The organism is Pararhizobium arenae (genome assembly GCF_001931685.1).
Taxonomy (GTDB): domain Bacteria; phylum Pseudomonadota; class Alphaproteobacteria; order Rhizobiales; family Rhizobiaceae; genus Pararhizobium; species Pararhizobium arenae.
Genome location: NZ_MOOY01000005.1, coordinates 24,971 through 51,416, shown reverse-complemented (window position 1 = coordinate 51,416; position 26,446 = coordinate 24,971). Strand labels below are relative to the sequence as shown.

The window sequence follows — 26,446 nt, the reverse complement described above, 5'->3', positions numbered from 1 at the left end:
CAAGTTCCCATCGACGCCTCCAAAATGTACTAACTAGTTCGGATGTCAAGTACTCTCTCTTGAAAGCACGCTCCAAGCTCACTAAGACTTATGAGGAAATGCGAGGAGAGGATTCGTCCCAGCGACGGTCAAGGCGAGAAATTCGTTTTGAAAAGCAAAGGGATGACGGGGGATGCCTGAGACGATGGCGAAGCGTGCCGAAAACGGCCGGAAAAATGATCCACAAAGGACACGGGACGATATTCTGGTCGTGGCGACCGAAGAATTTGCGACCCATGGCCTCGCCGGAGGCCGCGTCGATGCCATCGCCGAACGCACCCGCACCTCGAAGCGGATGATCTATTACTACTTCGAGAGCAAGGAAGGCCTCTACCTTGCCGTGCTCGAACGCTCCTACCGGAAAATCCGCACGCTGGAAGAAGACCTGAAGCTCTCCAGCATCGAGCCGGAGGCGGCCCTTCGCACGTTGATATCGACCACCTTTGAGCATGACGAAGCCAACCCCGATTTCGTCCGCCTCGTCAGCATCGAGAACATTCACCACGCCGCCCACATGCTGCGCTCCGAGGCCATCCGAGACCTCAACGTCTCGGTCATCGAAACCATCGCCGGCATTCTGGAACGCGGCTACTCGGCAGGCGTATTTCGCCGCAAGGCCGACCCGATCGACGTGCACATGCTGATCAGCGCCTTCTGCTTTTTTCGGGTTTCGAACCGCTACACCTTCGGCACCATCTTCCGCCGCGACCTTTCGGAGGCAGAGACCATGCAGCGTCACAAGGGCATGATTGCCGACGCCGTCGTCGCCTACCTGAAAGACCCTAACTGAGGACGAAACATCGGGTAAATGTGAATGACTGCAGCGGCATTCGCGGCCCCACCAATGACGCAGTCAGTCGTGCTATATGCGGTTTATGTCGTATACAGGCTCTGGTCACGGCGCGGCAAACTCTAAAATCCGGCAAGATTTCCGTTTGGCCACACACCCAACCGGGCCAAACTCCTAAATCAGGCCAAACTTCCAATCAGGATTGCACGCAATGGCAGAGTTCCCGCAAAAGGCAAAGGTTGTCATCATAGGTCTCGGAGGCATTGTCGGCGCCTCGATTGCCCATCACCTGATCGAGCGCGGCTGGGACGATATCGTCGGCATCGACAAGTCCGGCATCCCGACCGACATCGGCTCGACGGCCCACGCCTCCGACTTCTGCTACACGACCAGCCACGATTATCTTTCGGTCTGGACGACGCAATATTCGATCGATTTCTACGAGAAGATGGGCCACTACGCCCGCATCGGCGGCCTCGAAGTCGTGCGCACCGGCGACGACACGTGGATGGAAGAAGTCAAGCGCAAGCTCTCCTCCGCCAAGGCTTTCGGCACCCGCGCGCACTACGTCTCGCCGTCTGAGATCAAGCAGATGTTCCCGCTGATCGAGGAAGATCAGGTCATGGGCGGCATGTTCGATCCGGATGCCGGCTTGGTCATTCCGCGCTCGCAGACCGTCGCAGGCAAGCTGGTCGATGCTGCCGAAAAGTCCGGCAAGCTTCAGATCTTCGGCAACACACCGGCGAAATCGCTGATCGTTGAGGGTGGCCGCATCAAGGGCGTCGTCACTCATCGCGGCACGATCATGGCCGATCACGTCATCGTCTGCGCCGGTATCTGGGGCCGCCTGATCGCCGAAATGGTCGGCGAGGACCTGCCGGTCATGCCGGTCGATCATCCGCTGACCTTCTTCGGCCCGTACAACGAGTTCGAAGGAACCGGCAAGGAAATCGGCTATCCTCTGCTGCGCGACCAGGGCAACTCCGCCTATATGCGCGACACCGGCGACCCGAAAACCACCGAAGGCGGTCAGATCGAGTGGGGCTATTACGAAACCACAAATCCCCGCCTCTGCCACCCGCGCGACATTCTCGAAAAGCATGAGGCACGCCTGTCGCCGTCGCAGCGCGACCTCGATATGGAACAGATCCTTGAGCCGCTCGAGCGTGCCATGGAACTGACGCCGATCCTCGGCGAACTCGGCTACAACGAAAGCCATTCCTTCAACGGCCTCTTGCAGGTTTCCGCCGCCGGCGGCCCTTCCTGCGGCGAAAGCCAGAAGGTACGCGGCCTCTGGTACTGCGTCGCCATCTGGGTCAAGGACGGCCCCGGCTACGGCAAGCTGATCGCCGACTGGATGACCGACGGCCGCACCGAAATCGACCACAACTCGATCGACTACGCCCGCTTCTATCCGCACCAGCTGGAAGAGAAGTTCATCGAAGGTCGCACCTTCGAGGCAGCCCAGAAAATCTACTTCCCCGCTGTCCACACCCGCGAGCCCTATGCCACTGGCCGCGGCGTCAAGCGCTCGCCCTTCTACGAGCGCGAAGTCGAGCTTGGCGGTTACTTCATGGAGCTTGGCGGCTGGGAGCGCGCCCACGGCTATGCCGCCAACGAGCACCTGCTCGAAAAATACGGCGACCGCGTTCCGGTGCGTGAAAACGAATGGGACAGCCGCCATTTCTGGCGCGTGTCCAACGCCGAGCATCTGGCAATGAGCGAGGATTGCGGCATCGTCAACCTCTCGCATTTCCACATGGTCGATATCGAAGGGCCAGACCACGTCGAACTCTTGGAGTGGCTGTGCGCCGCCAAGATCGGTGGCGACGGCAATATCGGCAAGGGCATCTACACCCACTTCCTCGATGACGAGGGCATGGTGCGCGCCGACTTCACCGTCTTCCGCATGGCCGACCGCGGCCGCCTTGTGAACGGCGCCGATGCCGGCCCGCGCGACTTCCACTACATGAAGCGCGTGGCGGAAGATCGCGGCCTCGACGTCACCATCACCGATGTCTCGGAAAAGTTCATCACCATCGGCATATGGGGTCCGAACGCCCGCGAAAACCTGAAAAAGGTGGTCGCCGATCCGGCCGGCCTCGATATCGAGAACTTCGCCTTCGCCGCGATCAAACCGATCGAGATTGCCGGCAAGTCGGTCACCGCTTTCCGCATCTCCTATGTTGGCGAGCAGGGCTGGGAACTGCACATGAAGTATGAAGACGGCCTTGCCGTCTGGGATGCCGTGCGCGCCACCGGCGTCATGGCCTTCGGCGTCGAGACCTATGCCAACTCCCGCCGCATGGAAAAGAGCCTGCGCCTGCAGAACGCCGATCTCTTGACTCAGTACAACCTGATCGAAGCCGACCTTGCCCGCCCGAAGGTCAAGGAAGCCGATTTCCGCGGAAAGGCCAAGCATCTGGAATACAAGGCAAGGCCTCATCAGCCCGCCATGCTCTGCACGCTCGTCATGACAGAAAATACGGATAAGAACGGCGTGAAGCGCTACCCGGTCGGCACCCTGCCGGTCATGGACCCGGAGACCGGCGAGGTGCTGATCGACGAACTCGGCCGTCGCTCCTATACTACCTCCATCGCCTTCGGCCCGACCATCGGCAAGAACATCGCACTCGCTTACCTGCCGCATGCCTATGCCCAGGAAGGTCGCAAACTCAACGTCGAGTATTTCGCCGAAACCTATCCGGTCGAGGTCGTCGGCGTCGGCTACAAGCCGCTGTATGACCCGGAAAACCTCAAACCACGCAGCTGATCAGTTAAGAATTCTCTTGAGAAGCAAAAAAAACGGCGCCCCTCGACGGGCGCCGTTTTTGCTGGAGACGACCCATTTAAGGGGCGTCTGCTTTTCCTGCCAGCACACCGTCGTCAACTGCAGCAGCACGATCGGTGGCGGGTCAGAACCACCGTTATCCTCCCCACCACTGCTGGCTTCCCCACTCACACCACGTTCGACGGGGCTGCCGGCTCGTGAATGAAAGCCAGACCCCTAAAATTTTACCTTGAACACACCAAACAAGCGCAAGGTTTATCCCGTACGGTTCCATCCCGTAAAACGGCCGCAATGCCATGATCGAAGCAGCATCGCGGGATCGGGTATTCGGCCGTGTCGTATCGAGAGCATACAGGGGCATACCCTCCGCCAGATTCGACTATAGAAAACCGGCTGGAAGGCCGAAAGGATTGTAGGAATGCGTGTCGTGTTCGAGATCGCCGATGGCGACGAAGATGTGATCATCGTTGCCGATGTGGTGAAAATCGATTGCGAGAGCGTCTTTGCAGTTCATAACGGGCGCCAGCGGGTGTTCTCGCTTCTCGATGTGCTCGATGCGACGACCGTCACCGGGCGCCCTTTCTCACTTCGCCCTTTCGAGGCCGCCCCGCTTCAGTGTACCCATTAGAGCGCCTCATCGTCGCTGAAACACCGCATCCCTTGCCGAGATTTGAAAGTCACAGGATGCGGTTCCCACGAGGCTGGGTAGCAGCATCATGGCGACGGCAACGTTTGCGAAAACCACGCGTCCGCGTCATCCATATCGATTGCAACATACTACGGATGTTCCCGTATTTTACTTCAGACCCTGTAGCCTGCGGCCTAGTGTGAGCCATCCACGAAACCGGAGCAGCTGTCATGTCGCAGAACACCCTCGATCCAAACGCCCCCGTTCCAAGCGCGGATGACTTGCGCAGGCAGATTCTGGAGAAGCAGCTTGCGGAAATGGAACGTCAGGACAAGCTGCGCGACCGCAAGCGCGAAGAACTCGACAAGTTCGCCGATGATTTCTTCCACCACCATGTCGGCGAGCAGGAACGGGCCGTTATCCGCAACGTGGTTTCGCGTGCCGTAAAAGACGGAAAGATGGAGGCGCTGGTCTACAGCTTCCCGTCGGACTTCTGCACAGACAGCGGCCGCGCAATCAACAGTGCCGATCCGGATTGGCCTCAGACCCTGCAAGGCAAGGCCAAGGAACTTTACGATCGCTTCAAGGAAGTGGCCCAACCGCAAGGCTATCGCCTGAAAGCCATGGTGATCAACTTCCCCGGCGGGGTACCGGGCGACATCGGCTTTTACCTGAACTGGGAGCCGCCGGTTTCCTGATCGCACAGCGTCGACCCAGTCAGATACGGCGACTGCCGGCTCCCCTTCGCTTATCGGCGAGGGGCAAAGGTGTGCAGCGGTTTCCGAAAAGACATGCGCAAAAATAAAGACCTGAAGCGTACGAGCAAATCCGAAAGATCGCGGTACGTTTAAGACGTGTCATGCAACTGCCGCCGGATGAGGATGCCATGGATGACACGCCGCTCTCCACTGCCGAAACGGCCAATGGGCACCTGACGATCGAGACCCGCATCACCGATTTCGTACGCCTCGGCATCGTGGTCCTATTCGTCTATTGGTCCTACACGCTGGTGGCGCCTTTCATCCTCATCGTGATCTGGGCTGCTATTCTGACGGTAGCGCTCTATCCTTTCTACGAAAGGCTGACCGCCTTGCTGGGCGGTCGCCGGCGTCTCTCCGCCTTCATCATCACCCTTCTCGGGCTCGGCATCGTCATCGGGCCAATTACGGCGATCGCGCTCAACTTTGTCGAAGCAACGCAGTGGCTGATCTCAAAACTCTCCAGCGATGCGCTGCACTTTCCCGCACCGTCCGAAACCGTTCGCCAGTGGCCTTTGGTCGGAGAACGCATCTATTCGGCCTGGAACCTTGCCGCGACCAATCTTGCGGAAACCCTTGAACACCTTCAGCCGACGCTCCTTCAGGCAGGGCGGTACATTCTCGGGAAAAGCGCGATGGTCGGGCTCGGTCTGCTCGGCTTCATCACCTCGATCGTCATTGCAGGCTTCCTGTTCGCGCATGGTCCAAGGCTTGCGAAAGGCGTGAACCGTTTCGCCGAACGGGTCGCCGGTGAAAGGGGTATCGGTTTCGTACGCCTTTCCGGGGCAACGGTGCGCAACGTCGCCACCGGCGTCATCGGCGTCGCGCTCATTCAGACGCTTCTTGCGGGTCTGGTTCTGCATGGCTTTGCCATCCCCGCTTCAGGTGGCCTGACCTTTGTCATCCTGATCCTTTGCATCATCCAGATCGGCCCTGCGCTGGTGCTGCTTCCCGTGGTGATCTGGGCCTGGGCGACACAGGATTTCAGTTTCGCCCTTCCGCTGACACTGCTGCTCGTACCCGTTGCGATCATCGACAACATCATGAAGCCGGTCCTCGTTTCCCGCGGGTTGTCGACGCCCATGCTGGTTATTTTCATGGGCGTTATCGGCGGTACCATCGCCTATGGGCTGATCGGCCTCTTTCTCGGGCCGATCGTCCTCAGCGTTTTTTACGATCTGCTGGTGGCCTGGGTCCGGGTACCCGTCAACGCATCCAGCCTGCCGGCTGCCCGCACGGAAAGTCCGCTCTGACACACCCGGATATTCTCCCGGATTTGAAATGCATGTGGATGACGGAACCGCACAGCGCGACCGCGATGCACGGTTTTTCCGTTTCTATCAGGCGATATCCGGAACGGTCCGGCGCGGACTTGTGTCCTCAACGTAATCGCTCGGGCGTTTCTGCCGTTTGCCGAGGTCCGGCGGGTCGAACTTCACCCGTTCGTAGGGAATGGATTGCAGGAGGTGCGAGATGCAGTTGATGCGCGCCCGCTTCTTGTCGTCGGACGGCACGATCCACCAGGGAGCATGCTCGCTGTCGGTCATGCGCAGCATTTCGTCATAGGCGTGAGAATAATCCCACCACTTCTGATAGGATTCGACATCCATCGGGCTCAGTTTCCACTGGCGGACCGGATCATCGATGCGACGGCGGAAGCGGCGCTCCTGCTCCTCCTCGCTCACCGTCAGGAAATATTTCAGCAGGATGGTTCCGCTCTCGACGATAGCGGCCTCGAAACGTGGCGCGAGTTCCAGGAACCTGCGGGCCTTTTTCTCGCTGCAGAAGCCCATGACGCGATCGACACCGGCCCGGTTGTACCAGCTGCGATCGAAGATCACGATCTCCCCGCCGGCCGGCAGATGCGCGATATAGCGCTGCATGTACATCTGGCTCTTCTCGCGATCGCTCGGCGCCGGCAGGGCCGCCACGCGGAAAACCCGGGGGCTGACCCGCTCGGTGATCCGCTTGATGATGCCGCCCTTGCCAGCTGCGTCACGCCCCTCGAAAATGATGACGATGCGGGCGCCGCTCTTCTTCACCCATGCCTGCAGATGCGCAAGTTCAACCGTGAGCTTCTCCATCTGCTTGTCGTAGTCACGCAGTTTACCCTTCTCCTCCGGAACGGAAGCCTCGGCCTTTTCACTCTTCTTGCTCATGCTGGGTCCCTCCTCAATGTGAATTCTGCGACTGCCCCTCGGCGATGGAACCGGCGCGAAACGCCTCAAGCGCATCGTCGAGATCTTCGAAAATGTGCGAAAGGCCGATCCGCTCGATCAGCCCGGCCCTCTCGAGCAACGCCCTGGCGTCGGCGTGCACCTCGGCGAAGCAGAGCTGGACACCGCGATTTTCCAGTTCCACGCGGATATCCTCGATCACACCGGCGGCAGTGCTGTCGATCTGGGTAATGGCGCTCGCATCGATCACGAACCAGCGGGTTCCGGCGGGCAGGCCTGCCACGATCGTCTTTAGCCGAGCCTGAACATAATCGGCGTTGAAGAACAGCAGGCTGCCCTGAAGAACCCACACGACGTGGCCGGGTATCGCCCGCGCCTCGGCAAAGCGGTGCATCTTGTAAAAGCCGTCTCGCCCTTCCAGCCGCCCGAGGAATGCATCGCGCGGGAACATCATGCCATGCAGCAGATAAACGAGCGTGGCGGCAATCGCCACGATCACGCCGTTCAGCACGCCGAAGCTGATCGCGCCCCACATAGCGATCAGAGCAAAGGCGAATTCGATCGGGTTGATGCGCCATATCGTGCGAAGCTCGCTGATATCGATCAGGCTCAGCGCCGCGGAAACCAGGATCGCGGCGAGCGCGGCAACGGGGAGAATGCGCAGGGCATCGTTGAGAAAAAGCAACGTCGCCATCAGTGCGGCGGCGGACACGACGCTTGCGAACTGGGACCGGCCACCGACGGAGAGGTTGATCGCGGTGCGCGAATCCGAAAAGCCGATCGGGAACGACCCGAACAGCCCGGCCGCGATCTGTGCGCTGCCAAGACCGAGAAGCTCACGGTTCGCATCGACGGGATCGCCGGTACGCGCTCCGAAACTGCGCGCCGTGACGATTCCGGAACCGAAACTGACGAGAAAAATCGCAGCCGACCCGAAAAACAGGTGTTCGAGCGATACGCCGCTCAGGGACGGCAGACGGAAGACGGGAAGCCCGCGCGGGATTTCACCGACGACAGCGATGCCCATAGCCTGAAAATCCAGGAGTGCAGACAGCACCACGGCCGAAACCACGACGATCACCGGTCCCGGCACAGGCGAACGGAAAGTCCTGGAGAGAACAAGGATCGCAAACATGCAAGCCGTCAGCAGCAAGGTCGGCATGTGCAGCGAGCCAAGCTTGCTGGCAAGCTCGACCAATGGCGCAAAAAGCCCGTCGGCCTCGATTTTTATCCCGGTCATCCGCCCCAATTGGCCGATCAGGATCGAGACCGAAATTCCCGCGAAGAACCCGACGAGAATCGGCCGAGACAGGAAATTGGCGAGCACCCCAAGCCGCAGGAGACTGGCACAGATGCAGATGACGCCAACTCCGACCGCCAGCAGCGCCGCGATCGCCACTCGGTCGGAAGCGGTGCCCGCCGGCATCGCCGCAGCGATCGTGGTGATGGCCGCGGCAATCACCGTCATCGTCGCGGCATCAGGCCCAACGGTAAGCCGGTGGGACACGCCGAAGACGGCATAGGCAAGCGCGGCAACGATACTCGCGTAAATTCCTGTTTCCGGCGGCAGCCCGGCAATGGCGGGATAGGCGATCGCGCTTGGAAGACCGACCGCCGCAATCGAAAGCCCTGCCGACAGATCAGTCCGCACCCAGTCGGGCCGGTAGCCCGACCATCCTGCGAAAAGTGGCAGAGGTATACCGTTGCGCATGTCAGCAGCCGATCAAGACGGCGATGGCGGCCTCGCCATCGCGGCAGCGCAATCCGCGGGCGGATTGTCGGCTTTTCATATCAGTGCTCCAGGAACACGAAATTCATCCAGGCACTCATGCGCAAAAGGATCCGGCGCATCACCGCGACGTGGTGCCAGTGATGCGTATAGACCGCGACATCCGCCACAACGCCGCCCGGAAGCTGATAGGCGCTCGTATCCTCCAGAATTTCGATGCGTGCGAGGGTCTGGCCAGGCTGCGAGCGTTCCGGCGCTTGAGGGTCGATCAAGGCGCCGGTCGGCTGCAGCTGGCCCTGGGCCATGACATCGATGATGCTGGCCACCTTGGCCTTGAAGATTTTTCCCGGCACCGCCTTGAAGGAAACTTCCGCCTCATCCCCGACGGTGACGCGCTGAAGCGAATTCTGGATGAACGCCGCAGCCAGCATGCGGTCTTCGCTGTTGATGAACACCATGACGGGGCGCAGCGGCAACGGATTTGCCATCATGCCCGGCCGCAGGAAGACCTGGGTGACGTAGCCGTCGGTCGGCGCACGAACCATCGTCTGGTCAAGATCGAACTCGGCACTGCGCAATTCTGCCTGGAGGCGGGCAACGGCGGGGTTTACGCCGTTGATCTGCGATTCATAGGCAAGGCGGGCCTGTCTCGCTTGAGCTTCCGCCGTCGCCGCCGTGGCAACCGCCGTCAGGTAGAGACCGCGCCGGTTTTCGACTTCGAGCTCCGAGACCGCCGTCCCTATACCTTTCGCCTGCGAATTTTCAAAGATTTCCGCATAACGCTCATAGCTTTGCCGGGAACGATCACGGCTGGCTATTGCGCCTTCTGCGGCAGCCTCTGCAGCATCAAGGACCGCCTTGAGCTGAAGGACGCTCTGCTCGGCTTCCGCCAGTTGTGCCTTCTTCTGATCGACGGAATACTGGTAGGGCCGTGGATCGATCCGGAAAAGGACTTCACCCTTCTTCAGCGGCACGTTCGGTTCGACCGGCACCTCGACCACAAGACCGCCAACAGCCGGAATAACCGGAGCCGATGTGAAATAGATACGCCCGTCGCTCGAATACGGGTGGTTGTAGCTCATCAGCAGCAACAGCGTCGCGATCAGGAAGACGCCGCCAAGCGCCGCCGTGGAGACGGTCCACTGGTTCACTGGAATGCGGAATATCTTGAAGATGGCGATACACAGGGCCGCATAGGTGAGGATAAGAAGCAGGTCCATCAGGCGGTCTCCCCTGCGCGCAGTTTCAGTTGCTCTTCGAGTTCAAGGACCCTTGCCTGCAGAACTGCCACCTCGGCGTTGGCTTCCGCTTCGGATTGCAATTTTCCGTCCTGCCGGATGCCCCAGCCGCGATCCTCGCGATAGAGCGTCGCCCAGATGAACAGGAACGGCCAGATCGCGTGCAGGGTGAACAGGCTCACCCACCCGGCAATGTGAATGGCGTCCTGATGGGGATGATTGCGCGATTTGGCGATGAGGTGCGGGATGTCGTGGATCGCGATAACGCCATAGAAAAGCGTGATCACCACGAAGAACAGGACACCCAGGGCAAAATAGTCCAGAAACACGATCAACCCTCCGCTAAAGGAAGCCGATTTCCATTCGGTTCGGCCTTCCTCGACGCATTGACTGGGCTTGATGTTAGCGTGTTTCGGGCAGCCGAACCTGTAGCATCGCGTAGCCTCTATCGAACCGGACAGGCGAATGTGTCGGTCTGAAACACAGGATCGGCGGGACTGTAACACGGCTATCGCGCCAAAGCCCGCTGCACGCGCGTAGTCTCAAGTATGTTACGTCAAGCGAAGCGCGATACCCGGTAGTCTTCTATCGGTTATCAATGGATGTGCCGTCCAAGCGGAGGTGGCCATGCGCGACGGGAGCGGCTTCGATCAGCGGGATGAAGGCCTGGCGGTGGCGCTTCGCCGATTTCCGACCCACGCGGCTCAGATACGCACCTTGATAGAGCGAAACGAAAACTTTCGAACGATGTGCGACGACCTCGCCTGCGTCGAGCAGGCCCTGCTTTCCGTCGATCAGTTTCCTGTCGAAATCCGCAACGACCGTCGCCGCGAATTCACCGAACTTGTGGATGGGCTCGCAGTCGAGATCGAGCGCGTATTGAGTCAGGTCAAGGTTCTGCCGTTCATCAACAAGCCCGGCAGGCTGCAGTAGGATCGGCGCAGGCGCCAACTATCTCCGGGCGCCAACTAACTCCGGGCCTGTCGTCAACGCGACGTCATATCGCTCCCCGCTGCATTTTGCCATCGCCTCCCACCAAGCGAGATGCTACGAGCGAGATCGGGCTCCATCGAAGCGCCCGTTGCTGACCGAGACTGAACTGATGCAATCCAACCACGACCTCGCCGAACTCTGCCGCAAGCATGGCCTTAGAATGACCGGCCCCCGGCGCATCATCCTCGATGTGCTTTCGGAGGCGACCGATCATCCGGATGCGGTAGAGCTGCATCGGCGCGTGACCGCGATCAACCCAGGCATCGCCATCGCGACCGTTTACAGGACGCTCAGCCTGTTGCGGGACAAGGGCATATTGCAGAAGCATGTCTTCAGCGACGGCCGCGCACGCTTCGAAAGCGCCGAGCAGGAGCATCACGACCATCTCATCAATGTCGATACCGGCGACGTGATCGAATTCCGCTCGGATGAAATCGAACGGCTGCAGGAAGAAATCGCTCGTACATACGGCTTCGAAATCGTCAGCCACAGGCTGGAAATCTACGTCCGCCCGCTAAAACGCGGCGCCAGACGCAAGCGAGGCGCATAGCGCCGCGATCGATGCTTCAAGCGGTATCGTTCGCCTCCACCTTCGCCGCCTTGCGCGTGGTGTAGGCAAAGGCCAGCACGAAGATGATCGACAGCAGCAGGACGATGGTTGGCGCCGGCGCGCTGTCGATGAAGAAAGACAGATAGACGCCGAAGAACGAGCCGCCGACGGCGATAATGAGGGAAAGCATCAGCATAGAACTGAACTTGCGACTGAGCAGGAAGGCAATCGCCCCCGGCGCGATCAGCATGGCAATCGCCAGAATGAGGCCGACCGCCTGAAGCGCACCGACGATCGTCAGCGAGATCAGCCCAAGAAGACCGTAATGCAGCAATCCCACCCGGAGGCCGACGACCTGCGCCTGAACGGGATCAAACGCATGCAGGAGAAAATCCTTCCATTTGAGCGAAATGACGAGTGCCGTCAGCGCCGCAATCGCGCCTGCCTGGGCGATATCCCAGGAGGTGACGCCCAGCATGTCGCCGAACAGGATGTGATCGAGATGCACGTCCGACTGGATCTTGACATAGAGGACCAGCCCGAGGCCGAACATGCCCGAAAAAACCACGCCCATGACGGTATCCTGCTTGATGCGGCTGTTATCCTTCACGAAGCCGGTTGCGACGGCGCAGAACATGCCGGCGACGAAGGCGCCGATGGCGTAGGGAAAACCGACGATATAGGCGATCACCACGCCCGGGAACACCGCGTGGCTGATGGCGTCGCCCATCAGAGACCAGCCCTTCAGCACCATGAAGCAGGAGAGCAGTGCCATGGGAATGGCGACCGCGACCGAGATCACGAGCGCGTTGACCATGAACTCGAACTGGAAGGGCGTGAGGAGAACCTCGACAATGGTCATTGGCCGGCCTCCAGTGCCTGTGCCGCGCGCTTGTGGGCAGCCAGCATTCCGTGTTTCGGCGCAAAGACGAACGCGGCGAGAAACACCGAAGTCTGCAGAACCACGATGATGCCGCCCGTGGCGCCATCCAGAAAATAACTCGCATATGCCCCGACAAAGCTTGTGACGGAGCCGATAAGAGTGGCGATGACGAGCAGACGGGGAAAACGATCCGTCAGAAGATAGGCCGTGGCACCCGGCGTCACAACCATGCAGATGACGAGAAAGGCGCCTACCGTCTGGAGGGCTGCGACCGTCGAGGCCGACAGCAGGGTGAAGAACATGATCTTGAGCGCTGTCGGATTAAGCCCGACGGAGCGGGCATGGCTCTCGTCGAAAAACACGACCATCAGATCCTTCCACTTGGCGAGCAGGATCGCCAGCGACACGAAGCCGATGATGGCAAGCTGCAACGTATCGCCGGGCGTGATCGCCAGGATATTTCCCAGCACGATGGTCTGGATATTGACCGAGGTCGGCGAGATCGAGACCATGAACAGCCCGAGTCCGAAGAATGCCGAGAAGATCAGGCCGATGATTGCGTCTTCCTTCAGCTTGGTCCGCTGGTTGAGAAACAGCATGGCGATCGCCGCGAGCCCGCCGGAAAAAAACGCCCCGATGGAAAACGGCAGGCCAAGCATATAGGCGCCTGCAACGCCCGGCACGATCGAGTGGGAGAGCGCATCTCCAATCAGCGACCAGCCCTTCAGCATGAGGTAACAGGAAAGAAACGCGCAGACGCCGCCGACGAGAGCCGACACCCACATGGCGTTCAGCATGTAATTGTAGGCGAAAGGCTCCAGAAGAACACTCATCGCTCCGCCCCTTCCTCCACATCGTCCGCATGGCGGATGGCCACTTTGCCGCCCTGGAAGACCAGCGGCCGCTCGTCATCCGTGATGACGCCGAAAGAGCTCGACTTGCCGGGTTGCGGTTCGTTCAGGACGAAATGGCGCAGGACGCCGCCAAAGGCCCGTTCCAGATTGAGCTGCGTAAAGGTCTCTTCCGTCGGGCCGTAAGCCAGCACCGTTCCCTTGACCAGGATCGTGCGATCGCAGAACTCCGGCACGGAACCCAGATTGTGGGTGGAGACCAGCATGACGCGCCCTTCCTGACGCAGTTCGCGCAGGAGCCTGATGATCTGGTCTTCGGTTTTCACATCGACGCCCGTAAACGGCTCGTCGAGCAGGATCACCTTGCTGTCCTGGGCAAGGGCGCGGGCCAGAAAGACACGCTTCTTCTGGCCGCCGGAAAGCTCGCCGATCTGCCGCGTGCGGAATTCACTCATATCGACCCGGGCAAGGGCTGCGGACACCGCTTCCCTGTCTGCGGCTCTCGGCAGGCGCAGCATGCCCATATGGCCATAGCGGCCCATCATCACCACGTCCTCGACCAGAACGGGAAAGTTCCAGTCCACCTCTTCAGCTTGAGGCACATAGGCAACGAGGTTCTTCCGCAGGGCTTCCCGGACGGGCAGGCCGAGGACACGGATCTCACCCTTTGCGAGGTGCACAAAACCCATGATCGCCTTGAACAGCGTGGATTTTCCCGAGCCGTTGACGCCGACGAGGGCGGCGATCGTGCCTTTCGGGATCTGAAAACTCGCGTCCTTGAGCGCCGTCAGGCCATTGCGATAGGTGACGGTTGCCCCGTCCACGAAAATTCCAGCGCCTTCGGAACCGGAAACGGCCTCTATCCGCGGGCCGGGCTGCACAGTCATGCGATATCCTTTTTCAACGTTTTCAGGGCCAACCGGGGCAAGACGGAGCCTTGCTTTTGCGCATGCCCCATCATGACGGCGCAGCAAGGCCCTTGGCGATCGTCTCGGAGGTCACCCGAAGCAAGTCGATATAGGTCGGCACCGGACCATCCGCCTCGCTGAGCGAATCGACATAGAGAACCCCGCCGTAACGCGCCCCGGTCTCGCGGGCGACCTGCTCTGCCGGCGCAGACGAAATCGTGCTTTCGGAAAAGACGACGCCGATTGCGTTCTCACGCACCGCATCGATAACCTTGCGTATCTGCCGGGGGCTGCCCTGCTGATCGGCGTTGATCGGCCACAGATAAAGCTCCTTCAGTCCGAAATCGCGGGCAAGATAGGAGAACGCTCCCTCGCTCGATACCAGCCAGCGCCGGTTTTCCGGCACAGTTGCAAGCTCTGCCTTGATCGGCTCGATGACCGCTGTGATCTTTTGCTTATAGGCCTCGGCATTGGCCTTGTAGGTTTCCGCATTGGCCGGATCGTATTTGACGAAGGCATCGCGGATGTTGTCGACATACATGAGGGCCGCCGTCGGGGACATCCAGGCATGGGGATTGGGCTTGCCCTCGTAGGGGCCCTCGCCGATGCTCATCGGCTCGACACCGGCCGAAACGACCACGCTGGGCACGTCACGGAGATTGTGGAAGAATTTTTCGAACCACAACTCTAGATTGAGCCCGTTCCACAGAACGATTTGGGCACCCTGTGCCCGCTGGATATCGCCCGGGGTAGGCTGGTAATTGTGGATTTCCGCCCCCGGCTTGGTGATCGATTCCACGACGGCCGCCTCTCCGGCAACGTTCCGGGCGATATCGGCGATCACCGTGAAGGTCGTCACCGCCTTGAACTTCTCCGCAGCGGCGGCCGGGGCAACCGCGACAAGAGCCGCCAGCGCTGCGATCCATCCGGCCAGAACTGACACCCTCACCCTACCCATCATACGGCTCTCCATCCTGTTATTCGACCGAGTTGCATGTCGATCAGCAGATCACTTCAGCATCGTCTGCCCGCCAAGACGGTCGGACGATGCACATACTATTTTGCAATTAAGAATGATTTGCAACAAGGATTTGCATGAAACCCGGAAAACAACGGTTTTCAGGTGAAAGCGCCTTCAAGAAGGCGAGCTTCACTCACCACAGGCAACGGGTTTCTGGCGACAGAAAAAAGGGTGCCGCAGTCGGAAGCCACGGTTAGTCAGCACAGCTTTCGACACTCTCGGCCACATTGCCGCATTGAGCGCAACTCGATCTTCCATTATGGTCCGCGCGTCTCACCGGAGACATGAGGGGTTTGATGATCAAGCGGTTGGGTCTTGCCGAGCAATGGGCGGTGCGCATTCTGTGCGTGCTGGCGCTGTTGTTTGTCGGCCTGGCGCACAAGCCGCCCGCTGTCGCAGGCCCTATCCCCGCCGCCGAACTGGCGCAATACATCCTGCCGGATGGCAGCATGGCGACGCTCTGCCTTCCTTCCGAAGACGGCAAGACCCACCATGGCAGCCATGATCAGGGGTCGGGGTGCGAAGCCTGCCGCCTTTCCGCGTCGGTGCTGCTTCCCGTACCCGCCGATATCGGCGGCGAGCCGGTCCTCCACGACATCGATCGCGTCGTTCTGCCGCGCAGCGAAGCCTTTTATCGCCAGCTTTTCCCGCCGAACACCGCTCCGCGTGGCCCCCCTTCCAGCCTGACAGCCTGAGCCGCCGCCGCATCTTTGCGACGGCATTTTTCAGTCGCGCCGGCCGCATGAGCGGACCTGCGCCGTGCCGGATCGTATGTCATGCCTACAGAACCGTTTCGGGTGCCGTGTCACCCGCCCCTGCCGTCGATAACCTTGTGAAAATGCGTTTCTCGTAGGCGCAGTCGATGGCCTTCGACCGTCCCGACATCATCACCAACCTTCGCAAACGGCCGGCAACCGAAATGCCTGCCGCCGAAACCGCACCAATTTGGGCGCCTCAAGAAGGCCGCCACTTCTATCCATCTCAAGGGGATACCAATGACAATCACCGCTGAAATGCCGTCAGCGCCAAGCGACAAACCCATGTCGCGCGCCTTCTACATCACCGCCTGGCGCTGGCATTTCTATGCCGGACTCTATGTCGCACCGTTCCTGATCATGCTCGCCATCACCGGGCTTATGATGCTGTGGTCGTCGGCGATCGTGGGTCGCGACGGTGAAAAATACTACGCCGTCAAACCGGCAAGCCAGACGATCGCGGTTTCCAGGCTGGCGGATGCGGCGCTCGCGACCGTGCCCAGCGGCTCGCTCGTCCAGTACATCGCTCCGCGCACCCCGCAGCAACCCGCGGTGTTCAGCATCAAGACCGGCGAGCAATCGACCATGGTCGCCGTCGATCCTTACCGGGGCACCGTTCTCGGTTCTTGGGAACGCCAGAACGCGCTGTACGATCTCGCCAACGATATCCACGGTACGCTGCTGATCGGCACAGTCGGCGACCGGTTGATCGAAATCGCCGCCGGCTTCGCCGTCATGCTCATCGTCACCGGTGTCTATCTCTGGTGGCCACGCGATGGCCGCGGCCTCGTACGCTCGCTCGTTCCGCAGCTTTCGGGCCGCGGGCGTCAGGTCTGGAAATCGCTGCACCAGACCGTCGGCATTTATTCCGCCATTATCCTGCTGGCCTTCCTGATCTCGGGCCTCACCTGGGCCGGTATCTGGGGTGAGCGCATGACACAGGCCTGGAGCACATTCCCGGCAGCCAAATGGGACAACGTTCCCCTCTCGGATGCCACCCATGCCAGCATGAACCATGATGGCGTCAAACAGGTGCCATGGACGCTCGAGCAGACGCCGATGCCCGCCTCCGGTTCCCATGCCGGCCATCACGGCGTGATGGAAGGCGAAGCGGTTACCGTGGACAGCATCGTCGCGCTTGCCCGTTCCATCGGCTTCGACGGCCGCTTTCAGCTCTCCTACCCGAACGGGGCGGATGGTGTCTGGACTATCGCCCGCGACACGATGAGCAATGACAGCGACAACCCGATGTCCGACCGCACGGTTCATATCGATCAGTATACCGGAAAGGTTCTTGTCGATGTCGGCTTTGGCGACTACGGCCCCGCCGGGAAGGCTATGGCCGTCGGCATCGCGTTCCATGAGGGCGATATCGGCCTGTGGAACCTCGTGCTCAACACCGGTTTCTGCCTGTCCATCGTGTTCCTGTCGGCAAGCGGCTTTGTGATGTGGTGGAAGCGGCGTCCGTCGGGCGCCAACCGCCTCGTCGCTCCGGCCTTGCCGGAAAAGATGGGCCTCTGGAAAACCGCGGCCTTCATCATGCTCGCCGTGGCGCTGTTGTTCCCGCTGACCGGCATCGTGCTTGTTGCGGTGCTCGCGCTCGATATGCTCGTCATTCGGCATGTGAAGCCGCTCAAGCGCGCCTTGAGCTAGAACTGCTTACGCCTTCACCGAAATGAAACTGGAAAAACCCATGAAACACAGTCTTCTGAAGATCGCTCTTGTTCTCCTTAGCCTCATTCTGCCGAACCTCGCCGTGGCGCACGAGTTCAAGATCGGCGAGATTGAAATCGGTCATCCCTATGCCCGCGCCATGTTGCCGGGCGCTAAGGTGGGGGGAGGTTACCTCAAGCTCACCAACAATGGGGCGGATGATCGCCTCATCGGCGTTACCACGGATCGCGCCGGCACCGTCCAGCTTCACGAAATGAAGATGGACGGCGGCATCATGGTGATGCGCGAACTGAAGCAAGGCGTCGACCTGCCCGCCAACACGACCGTCGAACTGAAACCCGGCGGCTTCCACCTGATGTTCATGAACGTCTCGCGGCCCTTCAAGGAAGGCGAGACGATCAAGGCCACGCTCACTTTCGAGAAGGCAGGCTCTGTCGACGTCGAACTTGCGGTTGGCCCTCCCGCCGGCGCTGCAGCAACCCATACGGACCACGCGCAATGATCCTGCGCAATCCCTTCGCCCTGGCGGCGGCCGGACTGACGGCCGCCTTCATCGTGATCCTTTCCGGCGTGCTCGCCTGGGTCTCGGCCGATTCCCGTCGGCCGGGACGATTCGATACGGCCTTCTCCCTTGTCAATGACCGGGGAGAGCCCGTCGATCAGTCGCTCTTCAATGGTCGTCCCTCGCTGGTCTATTTCGGCTATACCCATTGCCCGGAAGTCTGCCCGACGACGCTCTTCGAGGTCGCCGGTTACCTGAAGGCCCTGGGCGCGGATGGCGCATCGTTGAAGACCTATTTCTTCACCATCGATCCCGAACGCGACACCCCGGAGGTGATGCACGGCTACGTCACGGCCTTCACCGACCGGATCACCGGCGTCACCGGCAACCCGGAAGAGATGAAGAAAGTTATCGACGGCTGGATGATCCACGCGGCAAAACTGCCGAGCGAGGATGGCGACTATCATATGAGCCACACCACCTCGCTGCTTCTCGTCGGAGCTGACGGACGACTGAAGGGCCTGCTGCCTTACGGCGCGACCCAGGAAGAAGCCCTCGAAAAAATACGCAGCACGCTTCTTTAGACATTGTCAGGGGACAGGGAGAGCCGTCCCCTGCCGCCCAAATTTCCGTATCTTCACGTTCGTCGCTGCAGCGCCACCACACATGCCGGATGCGGGCGGTGGCAGGTCGACCGCAACAAAATTGCGCCGAACACCACTGATGAACGCTGAAGCCGTGACAAGAAAATTACGAGCCGAGCGTCCTAAATATTAGAACGATTATTTCTTCACCCGCTCTCCACCAGACCAAGGGGAAATTTCCTCTTTGATTTCAAAGCCCGTTTAAAGGCTCCGCACGGCTTCGGCTTCAGCCGTGATGATTTCGCCCATTTTTTCAGCACAAGGCTGGAAGCGTTAAAATTCTTGCAGAATGCCGGATGTTCGTGACACAAATGACCTGCGAGTAGAAGCGGTCTGAGCCACGGTTCTGGACATTGCTCGACGGGTAAATCTGTCGAGGAGATGCACAGATGCAGGGAAGAACCGGTTATTTCGCCCCGAAATCCGCCGAGAACGACGCAGGCGTTGATCAACTTAGCGCGCATCGTTGCTTTGCATGCCTGGGCAGCAAGCGACCTGAAAAGCGTGACTGCGCAATTGCCAGGCTCATCACCGATGGCTTCGACCCGAAGCGAGTCACCGATCTCTATCCGTCCTCAAAAACCGAACACTAATTGCGAAAGGTCGATCCATGTCCCGCAACAAGCTTGCCCTCTATGCTTTCGCCGCCACCCTTTCCGCCGGCGCCGCCTCCGCAGCCGACAAGGTGATCTTTCAGCTCGACTGGCTGCCGGGCGGCGACAAGGCGCCGATCTATGTCTGCATCCAGGAAGGTTTCTGTTCGCAGGCCGGGCTTGAAGTGGAGATCGCTTCCGGTCGCGGCTCGACGGACGCCATCTCGCGCCTTGCCGCAGCATCCTCCGACGTCGGTGTTTCCGATATCGGCGCCCTGATGGCCGCCCGCGCCAATGAAGGCGTGAAGGTGACCGCGGTGATGTCGTTGTTTAACAAGGGACCGCACGCCTTCTACGTCGCCAAGGGCGGTTCAATCACAAGTGTAGCCGACGTCAAGGGCAAGACGATCGCAACGTCGCCTTTCACATCGTCAAACGTCTATCTGCCGCTGGTGCTCAAGGATGCCGGCATCGACATGGCGGATATCAAGCTCATCAAGGCCGATCCGGGCGCGCTCGGCCCGATGCTGATGACCGGCAATGCCGACGGCATCATCGCCTGGATGACGGACCTGACGCGCTACAGCAATCAGGGCAAGGAAGCCGGCAAGGAGATCGTCGCCCTGCCCTGGTCCGCAGCCGGGCTAGAGCTCTATTCCGCCTCTCTGATTGCCAGCGACAAGTTTCTTGCCGAACGTCCCCAGGTCGCCGCCCGCTTCGTCGCGGCTTACAGAAAATCCGTCGAGTTTGCGAAGGAAAATCCGCAGAAGGCCGCCGCGGCCGTCACCGCCACCGTGCCGGAACTCGGCTCTGAAGATGTCGAAGGGTCGCTCAAGGATACGCTGCCGCTGATCTTCAACGAGGTCACGGAGAAGGACGGACTCGGCGTCTTCGAAGCCGCCCGCCTCGCCGAAACATGGCGCCGTGTTTCCGAGGCACAGGATATCGATCCGGCCAAGCTCGATCCTGAAACCATCGTCAACCGCACGTTCGCCGCAACGGAGTAACCGCCATGGCGATGCCCGCACTCCGCTTCGACAGGCTAGGGCAGGTTTTCGAGACCCGGTCCGGGCGCACGGAAGCCCTGCGCGACGTCAGTTTCGATGTTGCCCGGCACGAGTTCGTCTCGATCCTCGGCCCTTCGGGCTGCGGAAAATCGACCCTGCTGCGCATGATCGCCGGCCTTTTGACGCCGACGTCCGGTTCGGTGGAGGTTTTCGGCCTGCCGGTGACGGCCCCGCGGGATGACATCGGCATCGTCTTCCAGAAGCCGACGCTGCTTCCCTGGGCGACCGTCGAAGACAATGTCGTGTTTCCCGCCCGCCACAAGACCGGCCGGGTGACGGCGGAAGAACGCCAGCGGGCGGGCGAACTCCTTGATATGGTCGGGCTTTCCGGATTCGAAAAACGCCTGCCGGACGAACTGTCCGGCGGCATGCAGCAGCGCGTCGGCATCGCCCGTGCACTGCTGATGGACCCGGATATCCTGCTGATGGACGAACCGTTTTCCGCGCTGGATGCCCTGACGCGCGAAGTCATGGGTTTCGATCTCCTGCGGATCTTTTCAGAGCGCCCGAAGACCGTCGTCTTCATCACCCATTCCGTCAGCGAAGCAGCGCTTCTGTCAGACCGCGTGCTGGTGATGACGGGCCGGCCCGGCTCCATTCTGACCGAAGTCAACGTTCCCGTTACGCGTCCGCGTGGCCCCGAAACTGCAAAGGACAAGGCGATCCATGAGCTCTCAGACCATCTCCGCGATCTCCTCCTCAACCGTCATGCCGCGTGAAAGCGAAGCGTCCCGCACGCAGCCTGCCCTGCTGAAAAGGGTAACTGCCTGGCCGGGCGTCACCACTGCGATAGCCTTGATCGGCACCGTGCTGTTATGGGAAGCCGCGGCGCGACTTCTCTCGATCCCCACCTATCTGCTGCCGCCGCCCAGCGCGATCCTCGGTTCCTTCTCATCCATCGGCTTCGAGCGTTGGGCAGGACATATCGGCGCGACGTTGCGGGTTGCGCTGTTCGGTTACGCGCTGTCGATCGTCATTGCCATTCCGCTCGCCGTCGTGATGATGCGTTCGCCTTTGCTATCGCGGACGCTTTATCCGTTGCTCGTCGTCGTCCAGTCGACGCCGGTCGTGGCGATCGCTCCGATCATCATCGTGGTGCTGGGTGCCGGCGATGCGCCGCGTGTCGTCATTACCTGCCTCATCACGTTCTTTCCGCTTGTGGTCTCGACGGCCACCGGGCTTGCGGCAACGCCACCGGAGTTGATCGAGTTGTCACGAAGCCTGCGTGCTTCCGGCTTGCGTGAAATCACCCAGATCCGCCTGCCGTTCGCCGTGCCCTACATCTTCTCGGCCCTGAAAATCTCCATCACGCTCGCCGTTATCGGCGCCGTGGTTGCGGAGTTCTGTGCCTCGGAGGCAGGCGTCGGTTACTTCATCCAGTTGTCGACCTCGCTGTTTAAGCTGCCCCAGGCCTGGGCCGGGCTTTTTGTGCTCGCGGCGATGTCCCTCCTCCTCTTCCAGATTGTGGTTTGGGCGCAGAAGCTCCTGTTCCCGTGGAGCCTGCCGAAAAACCACTGATCCCCTCCGGAGTAGAAGCAGTCGGGCTCTTTCTTTCCCGGACATTGCTCCTCAACCGCCGGCCCGCCGGCCATTACCAAGGAGAATGCCTATGAACATGCAACCAGACAATCTTGCTGAACTCGCCAAGGAGGCGACGATCGGCGGCATGGGAACGACCGTGGATCGGGAAATCCCGGTTATCGACCTCTCCGATTTCGACAACCGCAAGCAAGAAATCGCAGATGCGCTTTGGCAGGCTTCGGTCGATATCGGCTTCTTCCAGGTTTACAACCACGGCATCTCCCAGGAAGACATCGATGCAGCCTTCGATACGGCCTGGACCTTTTTCGAACTGCCGGCCGACGTGAAGGCGAAGACCCCCATGCCCAAGGGCATCAATGCCGGCTGGGAATTCAAGGCGCAGGTTCGCCCCTCCACCGGCACGCCGGATAACAAGGAAAGCTTCCAGCTTACACGGCCGGACATGATCCGCCTCAATCTTTGGCCAAGCGAAGAGGATCTTCCGGGCTTCCGCGAAAAGATGCTCCGCTTCGAGCGTCAGAACTGGGAACTGGGCATGCGCATCCTGTCCTGCTTCGCGCTGAAGATGGGTTTTGCCGAGGATTTCTTCACGAAGGCCCACGATCCTTCATCGGAAGAATACCAGTCGACATTGCGGCTGATCCACTACATGTCCATGGAAGACGCCAAGCCGGAAGATTTCCAGTCCTGGCGAGCCGGTGCGCATTCGGACTTCGATTGCCTGACCATCCTTCACCAGAAGGAAGGCGAAGGCGGGCTTCAGGTTTGCCCAGGCAAGGATGCGGAACTGAAGCAATGGACCGACGTTCCGCCACGCAAGGGTTACATCACCTGCAACATCGGCGACATGCTGATGCGCTGGTCGGACGACCAGCTGCAATCGACCCTGCACCGCGTGCGCATGCCGCGCGAGGGCGAATACATGGGTCGCCGCCTGTCCCTACCCTTCTTCTGCCAGGCAAACCGCGATGCCGTCATGCAGGGTCCGCTTGGCAAATATGAAGCCATCACCGCCGGCGAATACCTGACGCGGCGCATCAACGCCAATTTCGCCAAGAAGTGACGTTGAAGATGGTCCGTTGCAATGACATCGTGGAACAATCAATCCGACTCCCGTCAGGCAACGGACCAATCATGCTTCATGGACGCGCGCTGCGCTACATCGACGAGGTGGCCCGGCAGGGCTCCATCCGCAAGGCGGCAAAGACATTGCATGTCGCCGCCTCTGCGGTAAACCGCTACATACTGGAGCTGGAAGAGGAGCTGCAGGCGCCTATTTTCGAGCGCCTGCCGCGCGGATTGAAACTGACCAGTTCCGGCGAAATCCTGATCCAGCACATTCGCGAAACCCTGCAGGCGCACCAGCGCATGCGTGCGCAGATACAGTCGCTCAAGGGGCTCAATCGCGGCGAGGTGGTGATTGCGACCATGGCGACGCTTGCCGCCGGCCGACTCGCCGAGATTGTCGCCGCCTACCGCGAAAAACACCCGCAGGTGAGCCTGCGGATCATGGTCGGCGACCGGACCACTGTTGCGGAGATGGTGGCGCTCGGCCAGGCCGATCTCGCCATCGCCTACAATCTGCCGGACGATACCCGCCTGCAGCGCGCCGCCGAATTTCGCCACGCGCTGGGAGCGGTCGTTGCTCCCGGACATCCGCTGGCGACCCGCAAGACCGTGCGCATGTCGGATTGCCTGCTCTATCCGCTGGTTCTGGCGGACCGGTCGCTGTCTCTGCGCGAGGTCGTGGAGGCGACAGCCCCGGCGCGCGCCACCCTCGTCCCGGTTGTCGAAACCAACTCGATGGAGCTGATGAAGCGTCTCGCCCGGACCACCCCGCACATAACCTTCCTCAACCGGCTCGATGTCGACCGAGAAATGGCGTCCGGTGAGCTGGTCTTTATCCCGTTGACCGGAACCGGCTCGTTGCAACGGCTGAATATCCTCCACCGCGCCCGCGGCTCGCTTTCGCCCGCCGGCAGCCATTTCCTGCATTTCGCGCAGGAGCGTCTGCTTGCTTCGCTCGACGAGAGCTGAGCGCCCGGCAAACCATCCGATAGAGACCCAGCATGAACGATCTTTCTCCGTTTCCCCGCCTTGCCGCCCGTCTGACGAGACCCGGGCGCATTCGTCTTGCCAAGGCGTGCGTGCCGGTTGCCTTGCTTACCGATGACGTGCCCGATGATGCGAGGGTGGACCGGAACGGTTCGGCCCTTGTCGATATCCTGATCGAGGACGGCAGGATCGCGACGATCACCGCCGCGCTCGCCGATGGCGGTGACGATACAGTCGCGCTCGACGGCCGCCACGTCTGGCCGCTGCTGATCGATGCGCACGCCCACCTCGACAAGGGCCACACGATGGGACGGGCGCCCGATTCCGGCGGCACGCATCCGGGGGCACGCGCTGCAACGACCGCAGATCGTCTTGCCCACTGGAATGCGGAGGACCTTCTGCGGCGGATGGAATTCGGCCTTGCGACGGCCGACGCCCATGGTGTGGCGGCTATCCGCACCCATCTCGACAGCCATGAGGGACAGGCGGAAATCACCTGGAACGCTTTTGCCAAGGTGCGCGAACGCTGGAAAGGCCGCATCGTCTTGCAGGCCGCCGGCCTCGTGCCGCTCGATGCCTATAGCGGCGATTATGGCGCGCGTCTTGCTGATATCGTCGCCGGCCACGGCGGCCTGCTGGGCGGCGTTACCCGCGCTTCCGGGGGAACGCATGGGTCAGGCCTCGACGATATCGACCTGCTGCTCGACCAATTGTTCGTTCTGGCGAAAGAGCGGGAACTGGAGGTCGACCTGCATGTGGACGAGGCCGCTCAGGCCGATGCGTTGCCGCATGTGGCGCGCGCCGCCATCCGCCATGGCTACGAGGGGCGCGTCACCTGCGGCCACTGCTGTTCGCTGGCCCTTCTGGGCGAGCGGGAACTGCGAGATACGATCGCGCTGATCGCCGATGCCGGCCTTTCGCTCATCACGCTGCCAACCGTCAATATGTATCTTCAGGATCGTGAAGCAGGCCGCACGCCGCGCTGGCGTGGGGTGACACCGGTTCAGGAGTTGCGAGCGGCCGGTATTCCGGTGGCTTCGGCCGGAGACAATTGCCGCGACCCGTTCTTTGCCTATGGCGATCACGACATGCTGGACACCTGGCGGCAGGCGGTGCGCATCCTGCATCTCGACCACCCTTACGCGGATGCGCCAGCGCTTGCCGGTCCGGCACCGGCCGGCATCATGGGTATCGACGCCGGCACGATCGGCGTCGGTCGTCCGGCAGACCTGATGATCCTGGAGGCGTGGAGCCTCGATCAGGTCATCTCCCGCCCACACGCCGATCGCGTCATTCTCCGCAAGGGTATGCTCGCCAACAGGGCATTGCCCTCCTACAGCACGCTTGCGGATTTCCTGACGGCCTGAACAGTCGCGCACAAAACGAAAGGGGACCGGCGAGCTCCGCGGGTCTCCTTGTAGGTCCTTTACTCCAAGGTCAATTAACGCCAGTGATCATCGAGACGATCTCGTTCTTGTCGGTTTCGGCAGTCTTGCGGATGCCGATCTGCTTGCCGCGACGCAGCACGCAGATACGATCCGAAAGCTTGAAGACCTGATCGAGGCTATGGCTGATGATCAGCACGCCGATATTGCGCGATTTCAGCGACTGGACGATCGTTTCCACCTTGGCGGTCTCTGCAACGCCGAGAGCTGCCGTCGGCTCGTCCAGCAGGATAAGCTTTTTCGCCCAGCGCGTGGCGCGAGCGATCGCGACGCCCTGGCGCTGCCCGCCGGAAAGATCGCGGATGGTCGCATGGGCAGACGGGATGCGAACATCCAGTTCCTTCACCAGCTTTTCCGTCTCGGAGATCATCAGGCGTCGGTCGAGCAGCCCGAAGCGGTTGAGCGGCTCGCGGCCGAGAAACATGTTCATGTAGACGGTCTGCTGGTCGGCAAGCGCCAGATCCTGATAGACAACCTCGATGCCATGGGCGCGCGCCATGCTGGCGCTTGCCATCGAGACCGTCTCCCCCTCGATGGTGATCGAGCCGGAACTCGGAGCATAGACCCCGGAGATGATCTTGATCAGCGTCGATTTGCCGGCGCCGTTGTCGCCGACGAGAGCAACGATCTCGCCGGGATGGATCTCGAGCGAAAAATTCTCGATTGCGGTCACCGCATCGAAGGTCTTGCGGATATCCTTGAGGACGAGAACCGGCTCTGATGTCTGTGCATTCATCGTGTCTCTCCTAAAGCATGTCTCGCAAAAGTGCGCCGCGGTTTTGCGAAAAGACATGCGTAAAAACAAAAACCTAA

28 protein-coding genes are annotated in these 26,446 nt (G+C 60.7%); 19 read left to right on the top strand and 9 right to left on the bottom strand.

The window, feature by feature from the left end; genetic code table 11:
* Positions 1-184: 184 nt before the first annotated feature.
* From BLX89_RS12040 to BLX89_RS12020, 5 genes are all read left to right on the top strand, one after another.
* Positions 185-829, top strand: coding sequence for a TetR/AcrR family transcriptional regulator (locus BLX89_RS12040; protein WP_075291166.1), 645 nt, complete (start codon positions 185-187; stop codon positions 827-829).
* Positions 830-1,040: 211 nt separating this feature from the next.
* Positions 1,041-3,602 carry a GcvT family protein gene (locus tag BLX89_RS12035; RefSeq protein ID WP_075291165.1) on the top strand — a complete coding sequence of 854 codons (2,562 nt, stop codon included), beginning with the start codon at positions 1,041-1,043 and terminating at the stop codon, positions 3,600-3,602.
* Between the two features lie 436 nt (positions 3,603-4,038).
* Entirely contained in the window at positions 4,039-4,248 is a 210-nt protein-coding gene (locus tag BLX89_RS12030; RefSeq protein WP_075291164.1) for a hypothetical protein, read from the top strand.
* Positions 4,249-4,478: 230 nt separating this feature from the next.
* Positions 4,479-4,946, top strand: a complete 468-nt coding sequence (locus tag BLX89_RS12025; RefSeq protein ID WP_075291163.1) for a hypothetical protein — start codon at positions 4,479-4,481, stop codon at positions 4,944-4,946.
* A 188-nt stretch (positions 4,947-5,134) separates the two neighbouring features.
* Positions 5,135-6,259: an AI-2E family transporter gene (locus tag BLX89_RS12020; RefSeq protein WP_075291519.1), complete on the top strand. Its 1,125-nt coding sequence runs from the start codon at positions 5,135-5,137 to the stop codon at positions 6,257-6,259.
* Positions 6,260-6,346: 87 nt separating this feature from the next.
* On the opposite strand, the gene ppk2 is transcribed toward BLX89_RS12020, so the two are convergent.
* The 4 genes from ppk2 to BLX89_RS12000 all read right to left on the bottom strand — a co-directional run bounded on the left by ppk2 (position 6,347) and on the right by BLX89_RS12000 (position 10,479).
* Positions 6,347-7,165: a polyphosphate kinase 2 gene (gene ppk2, locus BLX89_RS12015; protein WP_075291162.1), complete on the bottom strand. Its 819-nt coding sequence runs from the start codon at positions 7,163-7,165 to the stop codon at positions 6,347-6,349.
* 13 nt (positions 7,166-7,178) lie between these two features.
* On the bottom strand, positions 7,179-8,894 hold the full coding sequence (locus tag BLX89_RS12010; RefSeq protein WP_075291161.1) for a SulP family inorganic anion transporter: 1,716 nt from the start codon (positions 8,892-8,894) through the stop codon (positions 7,179-7,181).
* An 80-nt stretch (positions 8,895-8,974) separates the two neighbouring features.
* On the bottom strand, positions 8,975-10,132 hold the full coding sequence (locus BLX89_RS12005; protein ID WP_075291160.1) for an HlyD family secretion protein: 1,158 nt from the start codon (positions 10,130-10,132) through the stop codon (positions 8,975-8,977).
* Entirely contained in the window at positions 10,132-10,479 is a 348-nt protein-coding gene (locus BLX89_RS12000) for a DUF3302 domain-containing protein (RefSeq protein ID WP_075291518.1), read from the bottom strand. The genes BLX89_RS12005 and BLX89_RS12000 overlap by 1 nt, the downstream gene beginning before the upstream one ends.
* Before the next feature lie 298 nt (positions 10,480-10,777).
* Here BLX89_RS12000 and BLX89_RS11995 point away from each other — a divergent pair, with 298 nt between their 5' ends.
* Positions 10,778-11,083 carry a hypothetical protein gene (locus tag BLX89_RS11995; protein WP_075291159.1) on the top strand — a complete coding sequence of 102 codons (306 nt, stop codon included), beginning with the start codon at positions 10,778-10,780 and terminating at the stop codon, positions 11,081-11,083.
* A gap of 169 nt (positions 11,084-11,252) precedes the next feature.
* Positions 11,253-11,693, top strand: a complete 441-nt coding sequence (locus BLX89_RS11990; protein ID WP_075291517.1) for a Fur family transcriptional regulator — start codon at positions 11,253-11,255, stop codon at positions 11,691-11,693.
* 16 nt (positions 11,694-11,709) lie between these two features.
* Here the strand turns inward: BLX89_RS11990 and BLX89_RS11985 are convergent, their stop codons facing one another.
* From BLX89_RS11985 to BLX89_RS11970, 4 genes are all read right to left on the bottom strand, one after another.
* Positions 11,710-12,555, bottom strand: a complete 846-nt coding sequence (locus BLX89_RS11985) for a metal ABC transporter permease (RefSeq protein ID WP_075291158.1) — start codon at positions 12,553-12,555, stop codon at positions 11,710-11,712.
* Complete coding sequence (locus BLX89_RS11980; RefSeq protein ID WP_075291157.1) at positions 12,552-13,409, bottom strand: metal ABC transporter permease; 858 nt, start codon at positions 13,407-13,409, stop codon at positions 12,552-12,554. The genes BLX89_RS11985 and BLX89_RS11980 overlap by 4 nt, the downstream gene beginning before the upstream one ends.
* A complete protein-coding gene (locus BLX89_RS11975; RefSeq protein WP_075291156.1) occupies positions 13,406-14,314 on the bottom strand; it encodes a manganese/iron ABC transporter ATP-binding protein in 909 nt (302 codons plus the stop codon). The genes BLX89_RS11980 and BLX89_RS11975 overlap by 4 nt, the downstream gene beginning before the upstream one ends.
* Positions 14,315-14,384: 70 nt before the next feature.
* Entirely contained in the window at positions 14,385-15,296 is a 912-nt protein-coding gene (locus BLX89_RS11970; RefSeq protein ID WP_075291155.1) for a metal ABC transporter substrate-binding protein, read from the bottom strand.
* Between the two features lie 356 nt (positions 15,297-15,652).
* Between BLX89_RS11970 and BLX89_RS11965 the strand changes: the two genes are divergently transcribed.
* The 12 genes from BLX89_RS11965 (at position 15,653) to BLX89_RS11915 (ending at position 25,555) form a co-directional block, all read left to right on the top strand.
* Complete coding sequence (locus tag BLX89_RS11965; RefSeq protein WP_075291154.1) at positions 15,653-16,051, top strand: hypothetical protein; 399 nt, start codon at positions 15,653-15,655, stop codon at positions 16,049-16,051.
* 167 nt (positions 16,052-16,218) lie between these two features.
* Positions 16,219-16,368 carry a hypothetical protein gene (locus tag BLX89_RS24650; protein WP_158025954.1) on the top strand — a complete coding sequence of 50 codons (150 nt, stop codon included), beginning with the start codon at positions 16,219-16,221 and terminating at the stop codon, positions 16,366-16,368.
* Positions 16,352-17,764, top strand: coding sequence for a PepSY-associated TM helix domain-containing protein (locus BLX89_RS11960; RefSeq protein WP_075291153.1), 1,413 nt, complete (start codon positions 16,352-16,354; stop codon positions 17,762-17,764). The genes BLX89_RS24650 and BLX89_RS11960 overlap by 17 nt, the downstream gene beginning before the upstream one ends.
* 40 nt (positions 17,765-17,804) lie before the next feature.
* Positions 17,805-18,287, top strand: a complete 483-nt coding sequence (locus tag BLX89_RS11955) for a copper chaperone PCu(A)C (RefSeq protein ID WP_075291152.1) — start codon at positions 17,805-17,807, stop codon at positions 18,285-18,287.
* On the top strand, positions 18,284-18,871 hold the full coding sequence (locus BLX89_RS11950) for an SCO family protein (RefSeq protein ID WP_075291151.1): 588 nt from the start codon (positions 18,284-18,286) through the stop codon (positions 18,869-18,871). Before BLX89_RS11955 ends, BLX89_RS11950 begins: the two co-directional genes overlap by 4 nt.
* A gap of 449 nt (positions 18,872-19,320) precedes the next feature.
* Positions 19,321-19,524 carry a hypothetical protein gene (locus tag BLX89_RS24260; protein ID WP_143523598.1) on the top strand — a complete coding sequence of 68 codons (204 nt, stop codon included), beginning with the start codon at positions 19,321-19,323 and terminating at the stop codon, positions 19,522-19,524.
* A 17-nt stretch (positions 19,525-19,541) separates the two neighbouring features.
* A complete protein-coding gene (locus tag BLX89_RS11940) occupies positions 19,542-20,531 on the top strand; it encodes an ABC transporter substrate-binding protein (RefSeq protein ID WP_075291149.1) in 990 nt (329 codons plus the stop codon).
* Between the two features lie 5 nt (positions 20,532-20,536).
* A complete protein-coding gene (locus BLX89_RS11935; RefSeq protein ID WP_075291148.1) occupies positions 20,537-21,310 on the top strand; it encodes an ABC transporter ATP-binding protein in 774 nt (257 codons plus the stop codon).
* Positions 21,300-22,109 (top strand): ABC transporter permease, encoded by an 810-nt coding sequence (locus BLX89_RS11930; protein ID WP_075291147.1) that lies wholly within the window; start codon positions 21,300-21,302, stop codon positions 22,107-22,109. The genes BLX89_RS11935 and BLX89_RS11930 overlap by 11 nt, the downstream gene beginning before the upstream one ends.
* 91 nt (positions 22,110-22,200) lie before the next feature.
* Entirely contained in the window at positions 22,201-23,196 is a 996-nt protein-coding gene (locus BLX89_RS11925; protein ID WP_075291146.1) for an isopenicillin N synthase family dioxygenase, read from the top strand.
* Positions 23,197-23,198: 2 nt separating this feature from the next.
* Entirely contained in the window at positions 23,199-24,170 is a 972-nt protein-coding gene (locus BLX89_RS11920) for a LysR family transcriptional regulator (protein ID WP_083637458.1), read from the top strand.
* A gap of 32 nt (positions 24,171-24,202) precedes the next feature.
* Entirely contained in the window at positions 24,203-25,555 is a 1,353-nt protein-coding gene (locus BLX89_RS11915) for a cytosine deaminase (RefSeq protein WP_075291144.1), read from the top strand.
* Positions 25,556-25,625: 70 nt separating this feature from the next.
* Here the strand turns inward: BLX89_RS11915 and BLX89_RS11910 are convergent, their stop codons facing one another.
* Positions 25,626-26,369 (bottom strand): ATP-binding cassette domain-containing protein, encoded by a 744-nt coding sequence (locus tag BLX89_RS11910; protein ID WP_075291143.1) that lies wholly within the window; start codon positions 26,367-26,369, stop codon positions 25,626-25,628.
* Between the last annotated feature and the right edge of the window lie 77 nt (positions 26,370-26,446).